This is a genomic window from Caldisericum insulae, from assembly GCF_047785965.1.
GTDB classification, from domain to species: domain Bacteria; phylum Caldisericota; class Caldisericia; order Caldisericales; family Caldisericaceae; genus Caldisericum; species Caldisericum exile_A.
In genome coordinates this window covers 111,817-131,543 of the sequence record NZ_JBLOBF010000003.1, presented here as the reverse complement: position 1 = coordinate 131,543, position 19,727 = coordinate 111,817, and the positions used below count along the sequence as shown (strand labels likewise).

Here is a 19,727-nt window from a genome sequence, read left to right as displayed (position 1 = left end):
TATGGGATTTACACACTTGCATCTTCACACTGAATATAGCCTTCTTGACGGAATGAATAAAATTTCAGAACTTTCTTCCCGGGTTAAAGAATTAGGAATGGATGCTGTTTCTATAACTGACCATGGAAATATGTATGGAGTTATTGAGTTTTATGATGAAATGAAGAAAGCAGGCATCAAACCCATTATTGGTGTTGAGGTTTATATTGCTCCAAATGGTGTGGAAAAAAAAGAAAAAGACGAAGAGCGATACCATCTTATTCTTCTTGCAAAAAGCCTTAAAGGATACAAAAACCTTACAAAAATTGTAACAGAAAGTTATATAAAAGGATTTTACTATAAACCAAGGATTGACTTTGAAATTCTCAAAAAATACAATGAAGACATTATCGCAATGTCTGCCTGTCTTCAAGGCGAAATTTCTGCAAAAGCACTTAAAGGAGACATAAAGGAAGTCAAGAAAGCACTTTATAAATACCTTGATATATTTGGCAAGGAAAACTTCTTTGTTGAAGTGCAAAATCACGGACTTGATGAAGAAAAGGCAGTTATAGAAGTTGCAAAAACTCTCAAAGACACAGAAGGCGTCAAACTTGTTGCTACAAATGATGCACATTACTTACGAAAAGAAGATGCGCACGCACACGATATACTACTATGCGTTCAAACTTTAAGGCCATTTGATGATCCAGAGAGAATGCGTTTTCCAAATCAAGAGTTCTATATAAAAAGCGAAGCTGAAATGCTTGAAGTATTCAAAGGTCTTGAAGATGCAGTTTATAATACAGAACTTGTAAAAGAATTGTGCAATGTCGAATTTGATTTTTCATCATACCACTTACCTGTTTATAGAAAAGATGAAAACTGGGATCCATCAAAAAACAAAGAGTACCTCGAAGAGTTAACTTTTAAAGGGATAAAAGAAAAATACGGAGACAAAGCAGAAGAAGTAATGGAACGAGCTCGCTACGAACTAGATGTCATTGAAAAGATGGGTTTTACCGACTACTTCCTTATAGTTCAGGACTTCATAAATTATGCAAGAAATAATGATATTCCCGTTGGACCAGGACGTGGTTCTGCCGCAGGGTCTGTTGTTTCATATGCTTTAGGTATAACAGAAATTGATCCGATTAAATACAATCTATTCTTTGAACGATTCCTAAATCCGGAAAGAATAAGTATGCCTGATATTGATGTTGATTTTGGTGATAGAGGTAGAGATGCTGTTATAGATTATGTAAGAAAAAAGTACGGGGAGTCTCATGTTGCACAGATTGCAACATTTGGTAAAATGGAAGCACGCCAGGTTATCCGTGATGTTGGTCGTGCCTTAAAGTTCACATATCAGGAAACAGATAGAATTTCTAAACTCATTCCGCCAGGACTTAAACTTAAAGAGGCAATTGAAACACTTCCTGATTTAAGAAAACTCTACGAAGATTCACGCTATAAAGAACTTTTTGATGTTGCGCTAAAACTTGAAGGCCTTTCAAGAAACTTTGGTACCCATGCAGCAGGAGTTGTAATAGGTGATGCACCATTAACTGAATATCTACCTCTTCAGACTGACAAAGATAATTCTATTATCACTCAATTTGATAAAGATGTTGTAGAACACATTGGGCTTTTAAAGATGGACTTTCTCGGTATTAAGAACCTCACAATAATACAGGATACAATAGACATGCTTAAATCGAAAGGGATCAATATTGATATAGACAAAATTCCTGAGGATGATAAAGAAACTTTCGATATGCTCAAACGTGGTGATTCAGTGGGCGTGTTCCAATTAGAAAGCGCAGGTATGAGAAGAGTTCTAAAAGGAGTTCAACCTGATAGTATAGAAGACCTTACAGCAGTTGTTGCCCTCTACAGACCCGGCACCATAAAGGCAGGAGGTATTGAAGAATACATCAACAGAAAATCTGGTAAAACAAAAGTAACTTACCCTCATCCAAAACTTGAACCAATTCTTAAAAATACATATGGAATTATTGTTTATCAGGAACAGGTAATGCAGATTGCAAATGCCCTTGCAGGCTACACTTTGGCAGAAGCTGATACCTTAAGGAAGGCTATAGGTAAAAAGATTCCCGAAATAATGAAAGCTCAAAGGGAAATATTTGTAAAGAGAGCAGTCGAGAATGGTGTTGATAAAATTGTTGCCGAGAAAATTTTTGATCTCATTGAATTTTTTGCAGGTTATGGATTTAATAAGTCTCATGCAGTCAGTTATGCAACGCTTGCCTACCGAACTGCTTATTTAAAAGCACATTATCCCAAGGAATACTTTACTGCCATATTAAACTCATACATAGGAAATGAAGATAAAACTCGTGAAACTCTCCTTGAAGCAATAAGCAAAGGCATACCCATATATCCTCCTGATATAAACAAATCAGATGCCCTATTTAAGGTAGAAGGAAGCGGAATTAGATTTGGTTTTCTCGGTATAAAGAATGTAGGAGAAGCCTCAATTAATGAAATAATAAAAGAACGCATTGCAAACGGGCCATTTTCATCGTTTAAGGATTTTGAAAAAAGAACAGCTTCCTTCAAGGTAAACAAAAAAGTTATTGAAAGCCTAATTAAGGCGGGTTGCTTTGACTCACTTGATGAGGACAGAAAAGCAATCCTTGAAGGTGGTTCAGAAACTCATGCAACCGTTTCCCTGTTTGGTGGGCTGCCACAGGCTACAACACCAAGGGTCCATGCAACAAGAGCAGACATCCTAAAATACGAGAAAGAAGCATTTGGATTTTATCTTTCTGATAACCCAATAAATGCATATCTTGGAATCCTTGAAGATCTTGGAATTGAAACAGTATCGCAAGTGATTTCAAAATTTAAAAGAGAAGAGGATATTGAAAGCGAAAACTCTCTTGATTCATTAGAAATTGAAGAAATCACAATTAACAAAGTCAAGGTTGCAGGCGTAATAAACAACGCTAAAAAATCAAAAACAAAAAACGGTAACTTTATACTCAGGTTTGACCTTGAAGATGGCGCAAATAAAATTGGATGCCTTGTTATGCCACAATACCTTGAAAAATTTTCTGAATATCTCGATAAAGATGGAATTGCAATAATCGAAGGAGAAATAAGGCAGGAAGAAGATTCGTTCACTCTCTTTGCAATGGATGTTGTTAAGTTCTTAACAGAGAAAGATATTAAGAAAAACGATAAAAATAACGCACTCCATATAAATATCTCATTGGATGAAGAAAGCTCTCAAACAGTATTTACAAAACTTTCAAAATTAAAGGAAATCGCACAGAGTTTTAAAGGCGAAGTCCCAATTATACTGCACATAAAAACTGACGGTGTAATCGTAAGAATTCACTCATCACCGAAATTCTCAGTTGATCCATTAAAGGGATTTATTTCAAAGTTAGAAGAAATATTTGGAAAAGACTCTTACGAAATTAAAAGCTTCCTTGAATAGAGTTGAAAAAATCTTCCAATAATGTATAATTCATTGAGTGCCGGAGTGGCGGAACTGGCAGACGCGGCGGACTCAAAATCCGCAGGGGTTCAGAGCTCCGTGTGGGTTCGACTCCCACCCCCGGCACCATTTTTATTTTCAAATATAAAGTAAATCTTTTGTATAATATTTGTATAATATTTATGAAATCATCTTGAAGGAGGTCGATTTAGATGGATTTAGGCATCAAAGGGAAAGTTGCATTCGTCATGGCTGGCAGTAAAGGGCTCGGTAAAGGTGTTGCCCTTAAACTTGCAGAAGAAGGCGCGCTTGTTTCAATAATGGCTCGTTCTATGGAAAATCTCAAAAAGGCACAAGAAGAAATAAAAACTAAAACTGGCTTTGAACCGCTCATCGTTTCGGGAGACGCCACCAAAAAGGATGATGTACTAAGAGCAATAGATGAAACAGTTAAAACTTATGGCACAATACACATTCTTTTTACAAATGCAGGTGGACCACCATCAGGTGGATTCTTTGACGTAAAACCCGAAGACTACCTTGATGCAGTTCATTTGAATCTAATGAGCACAATCTATGCAGTTTATGGTGTTAAAGATCTTATGATAAAACAAAAATGGGGAAGAATTATTGCTTCAACTTCAATATCAGTTAAGCAACCACTTGATAATCTTATTCTTTCAAATGTTTCAAGAGCTGGGGTTGTTGCATTTATAAAGTCTGTTTCAAATTCACTTGCACCTTATGGAATAACGGCTAATGTAGTTGCTCCAGGCTACACAATGACTGAGAGAGTTGAAAACCTTCTTAAAGCAAGAGTAGAAAAAGAAGGAATAACGTTTGAAGAGGCAGAAAAGACAATGGTTGCAAGTATCCCGATGAAGCGTATTGGAACTGTCGAGGAATTTGCTTCTACTGTTGTATTTCTTGCTTCTGATAAGGCTTCTTATATAACTGGTATCGTTTTGCCAATCGATGGTGGCTTTATAAAGGGGGTGTAAGAATGATTAAGATAAATCCAGAACAAGATTTTGAGGTTGTATTAGATATTGCAACTAAGATGTGTGTTGCAGCTCGCACTGCTCCAAAAGCAAATGGACTTGATTCAATTGTTACGGCAATAGTATATGGGGAAGAACTTGATAAAATTAGAGAAGAAATGGTAAGATTTGGCACAGAGAGAAATCTTCAATACTTTATAAGAGATGCAAAAAACATTGAGGGAAAAGTTGTTGTCATTATCGGTTCTAAACCAAAAGAAAAGGCACACGGCTTTGAAGATGGCGAATCTGAGGAAACGGTTTTAAAAGAAAGTAGTGCAATAGACCTTGGTATCGCAATTGGAAGTGCTGTATCGCTTGGAAAAGATTTATGCATAGATAACAGAGTAATGTATTCGATTGGAAGAGCTGCAATTAATCTGAAAATTCTTGGCGAAGATGTAATAATTGCGTATGGCATACCTTTGAGTATTTCGGGTAAAAATCCGTTTTTTGATAGAAAATAAAAAGGAGGTAAACTTATGCAAGAATTATTACTAATTCCAGGGCCAACTCCTGTAAGTGATGATGTACTTGACGCAATGTCAAAACCCGTTATTTCACATACAAGTGTTGAATTTGCAAATTTGCTTAAAGAGACATTGTCCTATGTAAAGGATCTTTTTGGAACTAAAAATGGTTTTCCATTTGTTATAACAGGATCGGGAACTTTGGGTATGGAAATGGCAATAACAAACATTCTTGGGGAAAAGGACAATCTTCTCGTGTTATCACATGGATATTTTGGCGATAGATTTGAAGAACTCGCAAAACATCTTGGAATAGAAGTCGACAAGATAAAGGCAAACCCAGGCGAACATGTAGATCTTGAATTGCTAAGAAAAACACTCAAAGAAAAACACTATACTGCAGTAACTTTAACTCATGTTGATACATCAACAGGAGTGCTTGCAGATGTTGAAACTGTTTCAAAAATACTTCAAGAAGTAAGTCCTGAAACTCTATTTATAGTTGATGGCGTATGTGCAACTGGGGGAGTAAAAGAGGAGTTCGATAATTGGAAAATAGATGTAATCTTAACTGGCTCGCAAAAGGCACTTGCAACACCACCAGGACTAACACTTCTTACCTTCTCAAAAAGAGCAATCGAAAAAAGGAATTCAATTAAGCCACGTACTTATTATGGTGATATTTTAAAATGGATACCTGTTATGGAAGATGGCACAAAATATTTTGCAACACCATCCGTTAATCTATTTTTTTCACTTCATCAATCTTTAAAAGATATCTTTGATATGGGGCTTGAAAATTACTTTAAAAAACACGAAGACCTTGCAAGAAGAGTAAGAAACGCAATGAATGAGTTAGGTTTAAAGCTTGTTGCAAAAAGACCTGCACCAACGCTATCAGTATTCCTATATCCTGAGGGAATTGATGATAAAACATTTAGAGGAAGATTAAAAGATCATGGAGTTGTTATTGCGAATACGCTTGCAGAACTCTACGGAAAGGGTTTTAGAATCGGACACATGGGAAGCATTACGAAAGACGAACTACTAGTTGCAGTTTCAAAAATTGCAGAAACATTCGAAGAATTAGGAGTCAAAGTTAGTAAAGGAAACGTAATTAATGCATTCCTAAGTTAAGAAAATACTCTTGAAAAGAGGCGCTCTCCTAAGACAAGGAGTGTGCCTCCTATTATAAATGTAGCAAAGTAGCCAAGGTGAAGTGCAATAAATCCCGCAACAAAGGAGGCAAGAATTACAGCAAAATTGATTGACATGTTAAAAATTCCTAAAGCTTTACCACGTTCTTTGTGAGGTGTAAGATTTGTGATTTCAAGCGTTAAAGGAATGTAAAGAAAAGGCCAAGTAAAACCGAAGAAAACAAAACTTAAATAGATAAATACTTTCATGAAATCGATTTTAAATACAACAAAAATTCCAATTAGAATGAAAAGCATACCTCTTAAAAATAAGACATACCTTATAAAGAGTCGATCATATTTGGTCGTACGCAATTTTCCTATTAAGAAAAAGGCGATATTACCTGCAAAACTGTTTGCCGAATAAAGTAGGAATATCAGCTGAGATGATACTTTGAATACTTCCTTTAAAAATACAGTAAATATTGAGAATACAAGGTTTGCACCAAAAAATGCCATAAAAACAGCCATAGTAATAAGTCTAATATTCCTTGGTAGATTTCTTAAATCCACAACTTTAAAGAATTCACTTGCAAAATTTGCAACTTTAAGGAATAAAATCTTGGTTGTACGGAGATTCGGTATAACTTTAACCTTTAAGGCACCTCGTTCAATGGTTAAAAAAGAACTTAAAAGAAGAAGAATTGAAGCAATAAAAAAGATCATTTTGAGCTTAAGTATATCATTTAGGCTCTTCACTATGGTAAGCACAAAACTTCCAAAAAGCATACCGAAAGTCGAACCAACACTATTAAAGAGATTTAAATTATTAATTTGCCTTCTTACAAAGCCTTCATCTCCGATCTTCGAAAGGTGTAGAGTCATTGCAGGACCAGTGAAAGAAATTACATTTCCAAGTATGATTGAAAAAAGATAATAAATAAAGATAGATTTAACAAAAGCCATAAGAACTATTATAAAAGATGCAAGGAAAAAACTTGTATATATCAAGACAGAAATTCTTTTAATTCTATCCAATATGATACTTGCAGAAATTGAGCCTAAAAGGTTTCCAAACGAAAATAGTGCAACTGCAATAGATGCACTTTGTACATTGCCCCTTAGAGCAACTACCACATACAAACTTATAACTATATTAAAAAGAGAGATCGATGCACCTTGCAGTGCAAACGAAATAAACCATTTTTTAAATCCCATTTTAACCTTCAAGGATATTTTATATTAAAGATGGTTTTTGGCAAACTAATTTAAAAAGTATTGACTTAAAAATAAAACTTCATATAATAAAAAAAATTTTGCAAGGAGGAGAGCATGAAGAAAGTTTTAGTAAGCTTGATCTTGGTTGCACTGTTGCTTACAGTGTTTGTCCAAGTAAAAAGTGCTGAACCCTTATTTGTTGGTGGAGAACCACTCTCAATTAAGAATGAGGTTGCAACCGGTGAGTTTATCGTTGGATTTAAAGATGGGATTAATGTTGGATTAAAGGCTAAAGCACTCGAGAATTCAAAATCCTTAAAAGTAAAAAGAATCGGTCTTAAGAACTTTGCGGTATTTTCATTGACTCAAGGAAAAACAGTTGATTCAATGAAAGAATTATTGCAGAACGATCCAGATATTGCCTACATTGAACCAAACTTTATTGCACACGCATTTGCAATCCCAAACGACCCACTATTCTCACCATACCAGTGGGATCTATATGATTATGGAATGCTATCCAATGGATATGCATCTAATTATGGCATTCAGGCTGTTTCAGCTTGGAACATCACAAGAGGCACAGGCGTAAAAGTTGCCATAATCGATACAGGCATTGCTTATGAAAATTACACTGATCCTGTAACAGGCACTCAATATGCTCTTGCTCCCGATCTTGCAAATACAAAGTTTGATACTGCAAATGCCTATGATTTTGTAAATAATGATACTCACGCAAATGATGACAATGGACATGGAACACATGTTTGTGGGACAATTGCCCAATCAACAAATAATGGTATAGGTTGCGCTGGTATTGCATATGAAGCTACAATCCTCCCAATAAAGGTGCTTGATAGCTCTGGCTCAGGAACCTATGATGCAATTGCAAATGGAATTATATGGGCAGCAGATCATGGTGCAAGAGTTATTAATATGAGTTTAGGAGGAAGCCAAGGCTCAACCACGCTTTACAATGCTATTAAATATGCATACAACAAAGGTGTTGTAATTGTTTGTGCCGCAGGAAATGACGGAAGGTCTTTGGTAAGCTATCCTGCAGCCTATACAGAATGCATTGCAGTTGGAGCAACTCGATTTGATGGAACAAGAGCAAGATATTCAAACTACGGAAGCGCACTTGATCTTGTTGCACCGGGCGGAGATACATCAGTTGACCAAAACAAAGATGGCTATGGCGATGGAATATTACAACAAACATTCTCAGGAAGTCCCACAAGTTTTGGATATTACTTCTTCCAAGGAACTTCAATGGCAACTCCACATGTTGCAGGAGTTGCAGCATTAGTGCTATCGGTTCATCCAGAATTTACAAATGAACAAGTGAGAACTGCACTTCAATCAACTGCAAAAGACCTTGGATCAAAAGGTTGGGATAAATACTACGGTTATGGACTTGTTAATGCTTATGCTGCAGTAAACTGGAAACCATAGTTTATTAAACTATAAAAGATTGGGGGGCTTTTGCCCCCTTTCTTATATTTTCATATCCCTTCCACCTAAAACAATTACAATTTCACCTTTAGGCGGATTTGCCTTAAAGTATTCCAAAACCTCTTTAACAGAGCCTCTCACAACACTTTCATGAATCTTTGAAATCTCCCTTACAACTGAAACATAACGGTTAGAATCAAAAATGTCATTCATTATTGAAAGAACCTTTACAAGTCTATATGGAGATTCATAAAAAACGACAGGGTATTCAAACTCTTTAAAGTATTCAAATGTCTTTTTAATTTTGCCTTCAGCTCTTTTAAGAAATCCATAGAAGAAGAATTTATCTGGTGGAAAGCCAGATAAAATAATTGCAGGGAGCACTGCGTTTGGCCCAGGTAAAACTTCAAAGTGAATATCCTCTTCTATACATCTTTTTACAAGATCATAGCCTGGATCAGAAATACATGGAGTGCCTGCGTCAGAAACAAGAGCAATTGATCGACCAAACTTTAGATCTTCAACAATATTCTCTAAAACTCTTTTATTTGAATATGAATGAAAACTCTTCAGAGGTGTTTTTATTTCATATTTATTGAGAAGATTTCTTGTAATTCTTGTATCTTCTGCAATTATATAGTCAACGCTTTTGAGTACTTCAAGAACTCTTAAGGTTATATCTTTAAGATTACCTATAGGTGTTGGGCAAATATAAAGTGGCATCTATTAAACTTCTTGCACCTCAACTACTTCAAACTCATCTCCAACCTTTATATCATTGAAGTTCTTCAAACCAACGCCACACTCATATCCTTTAACAACCTCTCTTACATCCTCCTTGAATCTCTTAAGTGATGAAACCTCAGTTGTATAAATAACAGTATTATTTCTTATAACCTTAACCCTTGCCCCTCTGTAGATTTTCCCTTCATTAACAAGGCATCCTGCAACTGTTCCAACATTGGGAACCTTAAATGTTTGTTTCACTGTAACTCTTCCAACAACGACTTCCTTTGTCTCTTTTATCTCAGCACCTTTCAAAAGCCGCTCAATCTCGTCAACAAGTTCAAATATAATATCATAGGTTCTTATTTCAATTCCTCTTGATTTTGCCTCATTTATCGCTTCTTGAACAGGCCTTACGTTAAATCCAAGAATAAAACCTTTAGAGGCCGATGCAAGGAGCACATCACTTTTGACAATCCCACCAACACCCTCGTGTACAATTTCAATTGGAATTGGCGATTTTATCTCACTTATTGCCCTTTTTACTGCCTCAAGAGACCCTTGAGTGTCTGCTTTGAGAATAACATAAAGGTGTTTTTCCTCGCGTTCCTCCATCTCTTTCAAAAGCTCCTCAAGAGTTTTTGGAACACGCCCTTCTTCTTTTGCCTTCTTCTTTGCCTCTTCTATTTTTTCTTTTTCTTCACGCATTTCCTCTATACCTGAAAGTTCATAGAAGATCTCTCCTGCCTCTGGAATCTCCTCTAAACCTGCAATCTCAACAGCTGAAACAGCAGGACTTAAATTGACACTTTTACCAAATGTATCTTTCAAGAATCTAATTTTACCAACGGTATTACCTGCCCTCAAATATGTACCAACTTTCAATGTTCCTGTTTGCACAATAACTGTTGCAAGTGGACCAACATTTTTATCAATCTTAGACTCAATAACTGTTCCTGACGCAATTGTGTTTGGATTAGTTTTCAAATCGAGCAGATCTGCTTCAAGTCTTATTATTTCAAGAAGATCTTGAACACCCTGTCCAGTTTTTGCTGAGACAAGCACATAAACAGTCTGTCCACCCCATTCTTCTGGTAAAAGTCCTCTATCTGCAAGTTGATGCTTTACCATTTCTGGATCCGCGCCTGGCTTGTCTATTTTGTTTATTGCAACAATTATTGGCACTTTTGCTGCTTTAGCATGGTTTAAGGATTCTATTGTCTGCTCTTTAACACCTTCATCTGCTGCAACTACAAGGATAACAATATCAGTGACAAGCGAACCTCTAAGTCGCATTTCGGTAAAAGCTTCATGCCCCGGTGTATCAATAAAAATAATATCTTCTCCATTTATCCTTACAGTAGAGGCACCGATTGCCTGAGTTATCTGACCTTTTTCTCTTGCTGCAACATTTGTTTTTCTTATAGCATCAAGAAGTGTTGTTTTTCCATGATCAACATGACCCATCACTGTTACAACTGGGGCACGTTTTACAAAACGCTTTTTAAATTCTTCGTCAAGAAATGGAGGAGTCTTAAGTCCTAATTCCTGCGCAAGATAGTGCACTTCCTGCCTTGAATACCTGTAAGAGGGTTTATAAGGGAGTCCAAACTTCATTATTTTTTCTCTTACTTCTTCGATTGGGATGTTGAAGTATACACAAAATTCATCAAGTGTTATATTATCTGGAATGCTTTCGAGTTCTTGTTTTTGTTCTTGAGCCTTATGCTTCAACTCGTTAACATAATCAGTAATTAATGATACAGACTCAGAATCTATTGTAGAAAGGGTACTCTTAGCAGGAATTCCCAACTCCTGCATTATTTCCATGAGATTTTGAGACTTCAATCCTAATTCCTTTGCAAGCTCATAAACCCTTTTCCCTTGCTTACTTTCTTTCTTCATTTACTTCACCTTCTTCCAGTTCCACAAGATGAATGTTGTACCCTGTTAATTTGGATGCAAGTGCAACATTTACCCCGTCTTTCCCCATTGCAACAGGGGCTTCCTTTTTTTCAACATACACATTTGCTTCTTTTGTATTAGGAATAATTTCTACTTTCTTAACCTCAGCGGGGCTTAAAGAATTTGCAATGAAAACCTCCGGATTAGGGCTATATCTTATAATATCTATCTTTTCAAAGTTTAATGATTTCGACACGCTATTTATCCTTGTGCCTTTTGGTCCAATACACGCTCCAACTGGGTCCACATGAAGATCTTTACTCAATACCGCAACCTTAGCTCTTTCACCCGGTACACGCACTATCCCTTTTATTTCAACTATCTTTTGTGAAATCTCTGGTACCTCTCTTTCAAGGAGTTTTGCAAGAAAATTAGGATCTGCCCTTGAAAGAACTATTAGAGGATTCCTGTCACCAATTCTAACTTCTTTAACATAGACATCGTATTCCTTTCCTCTTATGAGATGTTCATTAGGTATTTGTTCTTCAATTGGAAGAATTCCTTCAACTGTTTGCATACCCTCTTCAAGGCTTATACCTATGGAACCTCTTCCTTTAATCCTTGTAACTCGTCCTTTTACAATTGTACCTTGCTTGTTTGCGAAAAGGTTTACTAAATGTTCTTTTCTTCTTTCGGCAATTCTTTGCATAAACACCTGTCTTGCGGCCATAACCGCAGATGAGGAAAGCATCTTTATGGGGATTTCAATAAGCACCTTTTCTCCCACCTTTGGGTTATCAGTAAAGTTGAGTGCTTCCTTAGGTGAAATTTCGGCTAAGGGATTCATAACATGTTCAACAATGGTTTTCTCTGCGTATAGTCTTATCTCGCCCTTTGCAAGGTTCACCTTCACAACAGAATTTTCCTCACCAAAATGCTTTTTATAGGCTTCCTTAATAGATTCAATTATTATTTCAATAATTTCTTCCTTAGGAATACCTTCTTCTTTTTCAATGTTTCTTAAGGTTTCTATGTCTATCACTTTTTACCCCCTTTTCTTTTTTCAAACATTCTTTCAAACAATGCAACCCTTATAATCTTTGAAAAGGGAACGGAAAATTTAACACCATCAATTTCAAAATTCACATTGTCTCCTGTATTTCCTCTCAAGATACCTTCTTTGCTCACGGTCTGTCCATTTTCATCTTCATAAGTAAACCTTACTTCTCGCCCTTCAAAAATATCAAGCTCAGTTCTATCTTTCAAAACTCTATCAAGTCCTGGAGTTGAAAGGTTAATATCATAAACACCTTCAATTCCAATTGCCTTCAAATCACGCTGTATCTCTCTTGTAAGTTCTTCAAGATCACCAACAGTAACGCTTTTGGTTCTTCTATAAACAATTGCTTCAATTGTATCACCAGTGATAGACAACTCTATCACCATCATATTAAATCTCTCAGCGTTTTTTCTTACAATACTCTCTATCTTTTCCATATTTTTCTAAAACAAAAAGTGGGCACAAATTACCCACTTATGCAAAAAATTCACCTTTATATTGTAAAACAATTCTTTGAATTTTCCAAATTATACTAAAATTGCTTATGCCTTGAACTATTTCTGAAGTTTTTCGATTTAAATTTTATTAAATTTAATAGGGTTGCAAGCATCATTTTTCTTCTTTCTGTTTCCATAGCCTTCTTTAAATCATACAAGTCAAGCAACACTGCAAAATAACTAAAAATTAATTTTAAAAACCGCGTAGCTTTAATAATTTTTCAAATGTTATTTTGGAAATTTTGCAAAAAAATTACTTTAACTATAATATTAAAAACATAAAGGAGATAACATGGGGCTAAAAAGTGATAAGTGGATAAAAGAGAAGGCTATCAAAGAAAAGATGATTGAACCGTTTGTTGATCATCTTGAATCCCACGGTGTAATTTCATATGGACTCTCTTCCTACGGCTATGATATGCGTATTGCAAACGAATTTAAAGTCTTTACAGGTGCAATAGGAAAGGAAACTGCAATAGTTGACCCAAAAAAGTTTGATAAAGACCTTCTCCAAGATTATGTAGGTGACTTTGTGATTATTCCTCCAAATTCATATGTACTTGGAAAAAGTGTAGAATATTTTAGAATCCCAAAGAATGTCCATTGCATAGTCCTTGGAAAAAGCACATATGCAAGAAGTGGCATCATTGTTAATATCACACCGTTAGAAAGCGGTTGGAATGGGTTTGTAACAATAGAGATCTCAAACGCTACACCCCTTCCTGTAAAAGTCTACGCAAACGAAGGTATTGCTCAGGTTCTTTTCTTTGAAGGAGATGAAGCGTGCGAAGTTTCATATGAGGATAGACACGGAAAATACCAGAATCAAGAAGGAATAATTCTTCCAAAGGTAGATAAGAATGGATAACAGATTCAAAAGGATGCTAACCTTTTTAATTTCAGAACAACCTGTTGCCCTTTTTGTTATCACAATTGTAAGGCTTTCAAACCTCATCAATAATCTTGAATTTTTACTTTTAATTACATTCTTTTCATTACTCCCAAGTTTGTCGTTTCTATCTTTCATAAGATATCCATGGGATTTTAAAAAAGAAAGACGCCTATCATTTATAGTGAATATGATAAGTTTCTTAACTGGTCTTGTGGTAATTTTGATTCTAAAATGCAATAAGGTAAGTATTTTTATATCTCTTTCCTACAATTTAGCGGGTATCATACTTGGAGTTTCCAATTTGTTAGGCTACAAGGCCTCAGGACACGCAACATCTATTGCAGGATCAGCAACAATACTTACAGCGATTGTTGGATTAAAAGGAAGCCTTCTTTATCTTTTGCTTATACCTGCTTTCTACCTCAAAATTACACTTAAAGATCATACAATTGGGCAATTTATCACAGGAATATTGATTGGTATGCTTTCGACAGTTGTCATATATTACTTTATAGGAGGGATTTAATGATAAAAATAGTAACAGATACAACAGCATACTTTAACGATGACGAGTTAAAGAAATATGACATAAAGATTGTTCCCCTGTATGTTAAAAACGAGAGAGGCCAATGGAAAGAGAGAATTGAAATCTCTGACGATGAATTTTATGAAAGACTTAAAAGTGGTGAACGATTTGAAACGTCTCAACCCTCGCCACAAGATTTTATAGATGCATACAAGCCTTTACTTGACGAAGGACACGAGATTATTTCAATACATATCTCAACCGGACTTTCAGGCACAGTTAATTCTGCAAATGCAGCAAAAACGCTGCTCCAAACTGATAAGATAACTGTAATAGATTCAAAATCTTCGTCTGCAAACCTTTTAAGAAAAGTGCTTCTCGCATATAACCTTGCAAACAAGGGTTATACAAGAGAGCAAATTGCAGAAGAAATTGAAAAGTCTTATTCAAGGATTTTCGGATTTTTTCTCCCAATGGATATCCAATACCTTGAAAGAGGTGGACGCATAAGCCATTTTCAAAGCAAGATATCGACTGCTTTGAAGTTATATTTCATAGTTCACCTTAATGAAGGCAGAATTGATTTCTACAAGTTAGGAAGAACAAGAAAAGGCTCAACAGAAGAACTCATAAATATAGTAAAAGGTCTTAAAAATAAATTTGATGGATTTGAATATGTTGATACAATATATGGAGCAAATGTCGAAGAGGGTGAAGAATTTAGAAAAAGAGTTGAAGATGCCTTTGGACAAAAGGTAACAAAGTATAGAATAGGGCCTGTGCTTGGAGCACATCTCGGTCCTGAATTTTTAGGAATAGGCGTCGTTTGTAAAAATAAGGAGGTAAATGATGGAAAAAGTAAAAATCGTAACTGATTCAACATGCTATATGCCAAAAGTATACCTTGAAAAGTACGATATTAAAGTCGTGCCTTTGTATGTAAGATTCGGTAATGAAGTCTATCGTGAAGGCATAGATATGACCCATGACGAATTCTACAAAAAGCTTCATACAACAAGCATTCTTCCAGAAACAACACAACCTGCACCTGAAGACTTTGAAAAAGTCTATAGAGAACTTCTTAAAGAAGGATATAAAATTATATCAATTCATATTTCAGCAGGCTTATCTGGTACTCTTAATTCAGCGAATGCTGCAAAAGAAGCATTAGGAAGTAACGATATTTACATCTTTGATTCAAAGTTCACCTCTATGGGCTTGGGATATCAAATATTAGAAATTGCAAAGATGCTCTATGAGGAAAATATGCCTTTGCAAGATGTTTTAAAAATAACTTCTACACTATACAAGCATATGAATATTTACTTCCTTGTTCCAGATCTATTCTGGCTTGCTCGCCTTGGAAGAATTGGTAAAGCAAAGGCAATTCTTGGAACTGTTGTAAAAATTAAACCGATACTTTTCTTTGACGAAGGTGTAGTAAATGTCCTTGAACAGCCGCGTACACTTGAAAAAGGCAAGGAAAGAATGATTGAGCTTACAAAAGAAAAAGTGGAAAAATTAGGTTTAAAATACATTACTGTAGCATATGGTGAAAATCTCGAAGAAGCAGAAAAATATAGAGATTTTGTTGAAAGGGAATTTAATAAGTCAGTATCATTGACACAACTCGGACCTGTTATAGGAACTCACACGGGTCCACAGGTTCTTTCAATTCACTTCTATACAGAAAGGATATAGGAGGTTGATATGAATTTAACAGAAAGTAAAGTATTTTCAGGAATACTTGTAATCTCTTTGGGTCTTACATTGCTTATCAAAGAAGTTGCAATAATTCATGATGCATTTGGTTTATTCGTTGCAATTTTCTTCACACTCATTGGTTTTGCATTTCTTACAATGAGGGGATACTCTCACAAAAACGAGATTATTTCGTATTTAGTTGTATTTTTATTTGGACTTTCTTTGCTTACCCTAGAATTTAATATTCTGCCCTTTGATACTCTAAATGTAATTTTCCTTTTAGCACTTTCTGTTGGGCTTTCTTACCTAATCTATGGAAGTGTTGTCAAATTTTCTATAAAGGCAATTTGGACTGGGATTATTTTTACAGCAATAGCACTTCTAATATTTCTTCCTAAAGCTCTTGCAATTGAAGATATTTTCTGGTTTAGTGTAAAAAGATACATTATACCAATTCTTCTTATAGTAGGGGGAATATTCATAATCTTACCCACAAGGAGAAAAGAATGACAGAAATTTGGGAAGAAGGTAAACCTTTTAGTAGTGTGGGTAATAAAGATGTAGGTGTCCTTGTTTTACAGGGCTTTACAGGAACAGTTGGAAGCATAATTTATCTTGCAAAATATCTTGCAAATATTGGATATCATGTTGAAGCACCAAGATTAAGTGGACATGCAACTAAATGGGAAGACCTCAATAAGGTTAAATACACCGATTGGATTAACGATGTTGAAAGTGCCTATAAAAAACTTCAAGATAGGACAAAAAACATTTTTGTTGCAGGCCTTTCCATGGGTGGCGCACTAACTCTCTATATGCTTGAAAATCATACTGAGGTGAAAGGCGGAATTCTCATAAATCATGTTGTCATAGTGAATGATCCAAAGGTTAAGCTTCTTCCGATTTTAAGTCTCTTTATAAAATCGATGCCTGCAATTGGTTCAGATATAAAAGATCCAAACGTAAAAGAACCTGCATACGATAGGACACCAACACGAGGCGCATATGAGATGATTAAACTCTTAAATGTTATCCAAAAGAATCTTTCAAAAGTACAACAACCACTTCTCATTTTAAAATCGAAAGAAGACCATGTTGTACCACTTGAAAATGTTGACTATACTTTGAAAAATGTCAGTTCAAAAGATGTAAAAGTTATCTATCTTGAGAATTCATATCATGTTGCCACAATGGACTACGATAAAGACCTAATAAATAATTACACAAAGGAATTTTTAGAAACACACCTATAACTTCTTAATTACCACAAGATAACCAAAGGAAGTCTCTTTGAGTTCTTTTAAATAAAAAGGATATGATATGTATTTAAGTTCTTCTTCTACATCTTTTTTCTTTCCAAGCACAACGACTCCTTCTGATCTCAGATTTTCCTTAATCCAGGAGAGTATTGTATCAATTCTATTAACTGCCCTCGCAACAACGACATCAAAAATGATCTTATTTCTTTTAAGAAGCGTAGCATCAAGGTTAATTACACTTACATTTTGAAGATTGAGAGTCTTTGCAACAAATTCTAAAAAATCCGTATGAGTTTTTCTTTTGTCGATAAGATAGAATTGAGCTTGAGGTTTCATTATTGCAAGAGGAATCCCAGGAAATCCTGCACCACTTCCTAAATCAAGTACCTTTAAATTATTATCAACATAAGGTAAATAAAGTTTTGCTTCCTCAATGTGTTTTTTGTATAAGATATTTAAGTCCTCTTTTGGACTCATAAGGACTACTCTCTTAGGAGCATTTACAAGTAATTTTAAGTACAAATAGAATCTATATGAAGGAATTATTTCCATAGAATTATTTTATCAAAATTCTTTAAGAATGGCTTAAGGATTTATTAATGAAAACAATGCCTGCAATAAGCTCATTGAAAAAGATGAAATAAACTTCTAAATTTTTTATAAAAAGATAAATAACTCTCGATTCCTTTAAAGTTGCTTCTAACTCACAGGTTGTCATGTCAAACTTAGGAAGACATGTCTATTTACTAAAAGGAAAAAAGTTTCCCATCAACCATCAGAAAGGGGGGTTACCCCATTTCGAATTTAAATCCCAAAGTCAAAGGACTATTGGGTAGAGTGCTGAGGAGGGTATCCCTTTCCAGATTAAAAAGCGGAGATTTCTCATTTAATCGAAGGGGTAAAAGTCCCCCATCAACCATTAGAAAGGGGGTGCCCCCTTTCTAACTTACCCCCAAATCAAAGTTATTATTTGGGGAAGTATTGAGGAAGGTTGTTGCCCCCTCAAAATGGTTGTCATTCCGAAGGCTTTAGTCTGAGGAATCTCCTCAGTTTACATTGGAGGATTAAAGTCTCCCCCTTCGAACTACCCCCAAAAGAGGAGATTTCTCCTCACTACGTTCGTCGAAATGACAATTATTGGAAGAGGGCACATCCCCCTTTAACTCCCCCTAAAAAGTCGGAGATCTCTCACATTCGTTCGAGATGACCAAAAAGCAGTCATTCCGAAGCCAATTTTCATTTGTCATTCCGAAGCCGAAGGCGAGGAATCTCCGTCGTATGGGTGGAGTTCTGGGAGGGTGTCCCTCCTCCATTTGGAGGGGAATCCTCGTCACTTCGTTCCTCGGATTGACAATTCTTTGGTTTATTTTTGGGGAAGTATTGAGAAGGCGGTTTAGTGCCCCCTCAAAATATTGAGATTTCTCACTTCGTTCGAAATGACTGCTTTTTGAGGAGTATTGAGGAGACATTACAATACAATGACAAGATGACAGTTTTTTCACATTTCAAAAAATAAACACTTATTCAAAACTTTTGCAATAACTTCAAATCTAATATAATAAAATATGTGTAGAATTCTTTTTGTTGAAAGCAATAAAGAAAACATTGAAACTGTATATGGACTTATTGATGCCCTTGTCAAAGCATCAGAATCCGACAATACTTATGGGGACAAATCTATAAGTCACAAGGATGGATTTGGGTATATTCTATTTGGAAAAAATGGAGAAAAATTACATAAGGTATATGTAAAAGAAACCAACCCAATCTTTGAAAGTCCATTAGAAATTGCAACATTAAAAGAAACTTTAACTCATTTTGAAAGATTTACTTTTGGAATTCACGTAAGACTAAAATCTGAAGGAGCCATAGATTTAATAAATACACATCCATATATGTTTTCTTTGCCAAACGGAAAAAATCTCTTCTTTATGCATAATGGTACACTTGATAAAACTCTTATTGAAGATGAATTCTCATTTAATGTTCCCGAAAACGTTTCAGACTCATTTACATTTTCCTATGCAATCTCAAGAAATTTTAAAAATATATCCGACTTAAAGGAACTTATAAAAAATGGCACAAAATTTGTAAAAGAAAACAGTGGCTTTAATACAATAACTTTCTTATTAGATCACTCAAAAATTGATGCAATAATTACATCCTATTTTAAAGGTAAAAGGGAATATTACAAAACCTACCTAATCAAAGAAAACGGTTTAACTGCATTTATGTCAAGCACATTACAGCAATATCTTGACAAAGCACTTCAAGCAAAACTAATGCTTATAGGAGATGAGCCATTCAAAGAGACGATAATCATCCTACAAGATCTTCTAACAAATGAAGTTTCAATCAAACAAGAACAATTTTGAACCAAAGACAACGCTT

At 35.3% G+C, this 19,727-nt stretch carries 18 protein-coding genes and 1 tRNA gene; 13 read left to right on the top strand and 6 right to left on the bottom strand.

Annotated features, from left to right (window positions below; genetic code table 11):
* Position 1 precedes the first annotated feature (1 nt).
* From ACMV0E_RS03610 to ACMV0E_RS03590, 5 genes are all read left to right on the top strand, one after another.
* Entirely contained in the window at positions 2–3,448 is a 3,447-nt protein-coding gene (locus ACMV0E_RS03610) for a DNA polymerase III subunit alpha (protein ID WP_416085003.1), read from the top strand.
* Positions 3,449–3,487: 39 nt separating this feature from the next.
* Positions 3,488–3,577 (top strand) — tRNA-Leu (locus ACMV0E_RS03605).
* An 83-nt stretch (positions 3,578–3,660) separates the two neighbouring features.
* Positions 3,661–4,449, top strand: a complete 789-nt coding sequence (locus ACMV0E_RS03600; protein WP_416085002.1) for an SDR family oxidoreductase — start codon at positions 3,661–3,663, stop codon at positions 4,447–4,449.
* Between the two features lie 2 nt (positions 4,450–4,451).
* On the top strand, positions 4,452–4,955 hold the full coding sequence (locus ACMV0E_RS03595) for a ferredoxin domain-containing protein (RefSeq protein ID WP_416085001.1): 504 nt from the start codon (positions 4,452–4,454) through the stop codon (positions 4,953–4,955).
* 15 nt (positions 4,956–4,970) lie between these two features.
* A complete protein-coding gene (locus tag ACMV0E_RS03590) occupies positions 4,971–6,095 on the top strand; it encodes a pyridoxal-phosphate-dependent aminotransferase family protein (protein ID WP_416085000.1) in 1,125 nt (374 codons plus the stop codon).
* Here ACMV0E_RS03590 and ACMV0E_RS03585 read toward each other — a convergent pair.
* The gene (locus ACMV0E_RS03585; RefSeq protein WP_416084999.1) at positions 6,092–7,312 is read right to left on the bottom strand and encodes an MFS transporter; all 1,221 of its coding nucleotides are present in this window, start codon (positions 7,310–7,312) and stop codon (positions 6,092–6,094) included. The two genes, ACMV0E_RS03590 and ACMV0E_RS03585, sit on opposite strands and share 4 nt — an antisense overlap.
* Positions 7,313–7,426: 114 nt before the next feature.
* Here ACMV0E_RS03585 and ACMV0E_RS03580 point away from each other — a divergent pair, with 114 nt between their 5' ends.
* Positions 7,427–8,767 (top strand): S8 family peptidase, encoded by a 1,341-nt coding sequence (locus tag ACMV0E_RS03580; protein ID WP_416084998.1) that lies wholly within the window; start codon positions 7,427–7,429, stop codon positions 8,765–8,767.
* Positions 8,768–8,809: 42 nt separating this feature from the next.
* Here the strand turns inward: ACMV0E_RS03580 and rsmI are convergent, their stop codons facing one another.
* The 4 genes from rsmI to rimP are packed head-to-tail and all read right to left on the bottom strand — an operon-like array spanning position 8,810 to position 12,895.
* Positions 8,810–9,490: a 16S rRNA (cytidine(1402)-2'-O)-methyltransferase gene (gene rsmI, locus ACMV0E_RS03575; protein ID WP_416084997.1), complete on the bottom strand. Its 681-nt coding sequence runs from the start codon at positions 9,488–9,490 to the stop codon at positions 8,810–8,812.
* A 3-nt stretch (positions 9,491–9,493) separates the two neighbouring features.
* Entirely contained in the window at positions 9,494–11,398 is a 1,905-nt protein-coding gene (gene infB / locus ACMV0E_RS03570; protein WP_416084996.1) for a translation initiation factor IF-2, read from the bottom strand.
* Positions 11,382–12,440 carry a transcription termination factor NusA gene (gene nusA / locus ACMV0E_RS03565; protein WP_416084995.1) on the bottom strand — a complete coding sequence of 353 codons (1,059 nt, stop codon included), beginning with the start codon at positions 12,438–12,440 and terminating at the stop codon, positions 11,382–11,384. Before nusA ends, infB begins: the two co-directional genes overlap by 17 nt.
* On the bottom strand, positions 12,437–12,895 hold the full coding sequence (rimP, locus tag ACMV0E_RS03560) for a ribosome maturation factor RimP (RefSeq protein WP_416084994.1): 459 nt from the start codon (positions 12,893–12,895) through the stop codon (positions 12,437–12,439). Before rimP ends, nusA begins: the two co-directional genes overlap by 4 nt.
* Positions 12,896–13,247: 352 nt before the next feature.
* Between rimP and dcd the strand changes: the two genes are divergently transcribed.
* The 6 genes from dcd to ACMV0E_RS03530 are packed head-to-tail and all read left to right on the top strand — an operon-like array spanning position 13,248 to position 17,330.
* Positions 13,248–13,823 carry a dCTP deaminase gene (gene dcd, locus ACMV0E_RS03555; RefSeq protein ID WP_416084993.1) on the top strand — a complete coding sequence of 192 codons (576 nt, stop codon included), beginning with the start codon at positions 13,248–13,250 and terminating at the stop codon, positions 13,821–13,823.
* Entirely contained in the window at positions 13,816–14,373 is a 558-nt protein-coding gene (locus ACMV0E_RS03550) for a hypothetical protein (protein WP_416084992.1), read from the top strand. The genes dcd and ACMV0E_RS03550 overlap by 8 nt, the downstream gene beginning before the upstream one ends.
* The gene (locus ACMV0E_RS03545) at positions 14,373–15,248 is read left to right on the top strand and encodes a DegV family protein (protein ID WP_416084991.1); all 876 of its coding nucleotides are present in this window, start codon (positions 14,373–14,375) and stop codon (positions 15,246–15,248) included. The genes ACMV0E_RS03550 and ACMV0E_RS03545 overlap by 1 nt, the downstream gene beginning before the upstream one ends.
* Positions 15,223–16,074, top strand: a complete 852-nt coding sequence (locus tag ACMV0E_RS03540; RefSeq protein WP_416084990.1) for a DegV family protein — start codon at positions 15,223–15,225, stop codon at positions 16,072–16,074. The genes ACMV0E_RS03545 and ACMV0E_RS03540 overlap by 26 nt, the downstream gene beginning before the upstream one ends.
* A 9-nt stretch (positions 16,075–16,083) precedes the next feature.
* Positions 16,084–16,587, top strand: a complete 504-nt coding sequence (locus ACMV0E_RS03535) for a hypothetical protein (RefSeq protein ID WP_416084989.1) — start codon at positions 16,084–16,086, stop codon at positions 16,585–16,587.
* Positions 16,584–17,330: an alpha/beta hydrolase gene (locus ACMV0E_RS03530; protein WP_416084988.1), complete on the top strand. Its 747-nt coding sequence runs from the start codon at positions 16,584–16,586 to the stop codon at positions 17,328–17,330. The genes ACMV0E_RS03535 and ACMV0E_RS03530 overlap by 4 nt, the downstream gene beginning before the upstream one ends.
* Here the strand turns inward: ACMV0E_RS03530 and rsmG are convergent.
* Positions 17,325–17,888: a 16S rRNA (guanine(527)-N(7))-methyltransferase RsmG gene (rsmG, locus tag ACMV0E_RS03525; protein WP_416084987.1), complete on the bottom strand. Its 564-nt coding sequence runs from the start codon at positions 17,886–17,888 to the stop codon at positions 17,325–17,327. The genes ACMV0E_RS03530 and rsmG overlap by 6 nt on opposite strands.
* Positions 17,889–18,901: 1,013 nt before the next feature.
* On the opposite strand from rsmG, the gene ACMV0E_RS03520 reads away from it, so the two are divergent.
* Entirely contained in the window at positions 18,902–19,711 is an 810-nt protein-coding gene (locus tag ACMV0E_RS03520; protein ID WP_416084986.1) for a class II glutamine amidotransferase, read from the top strand.
* Positions 19,712–19,727: the final 16 nt, after the last annotated feature.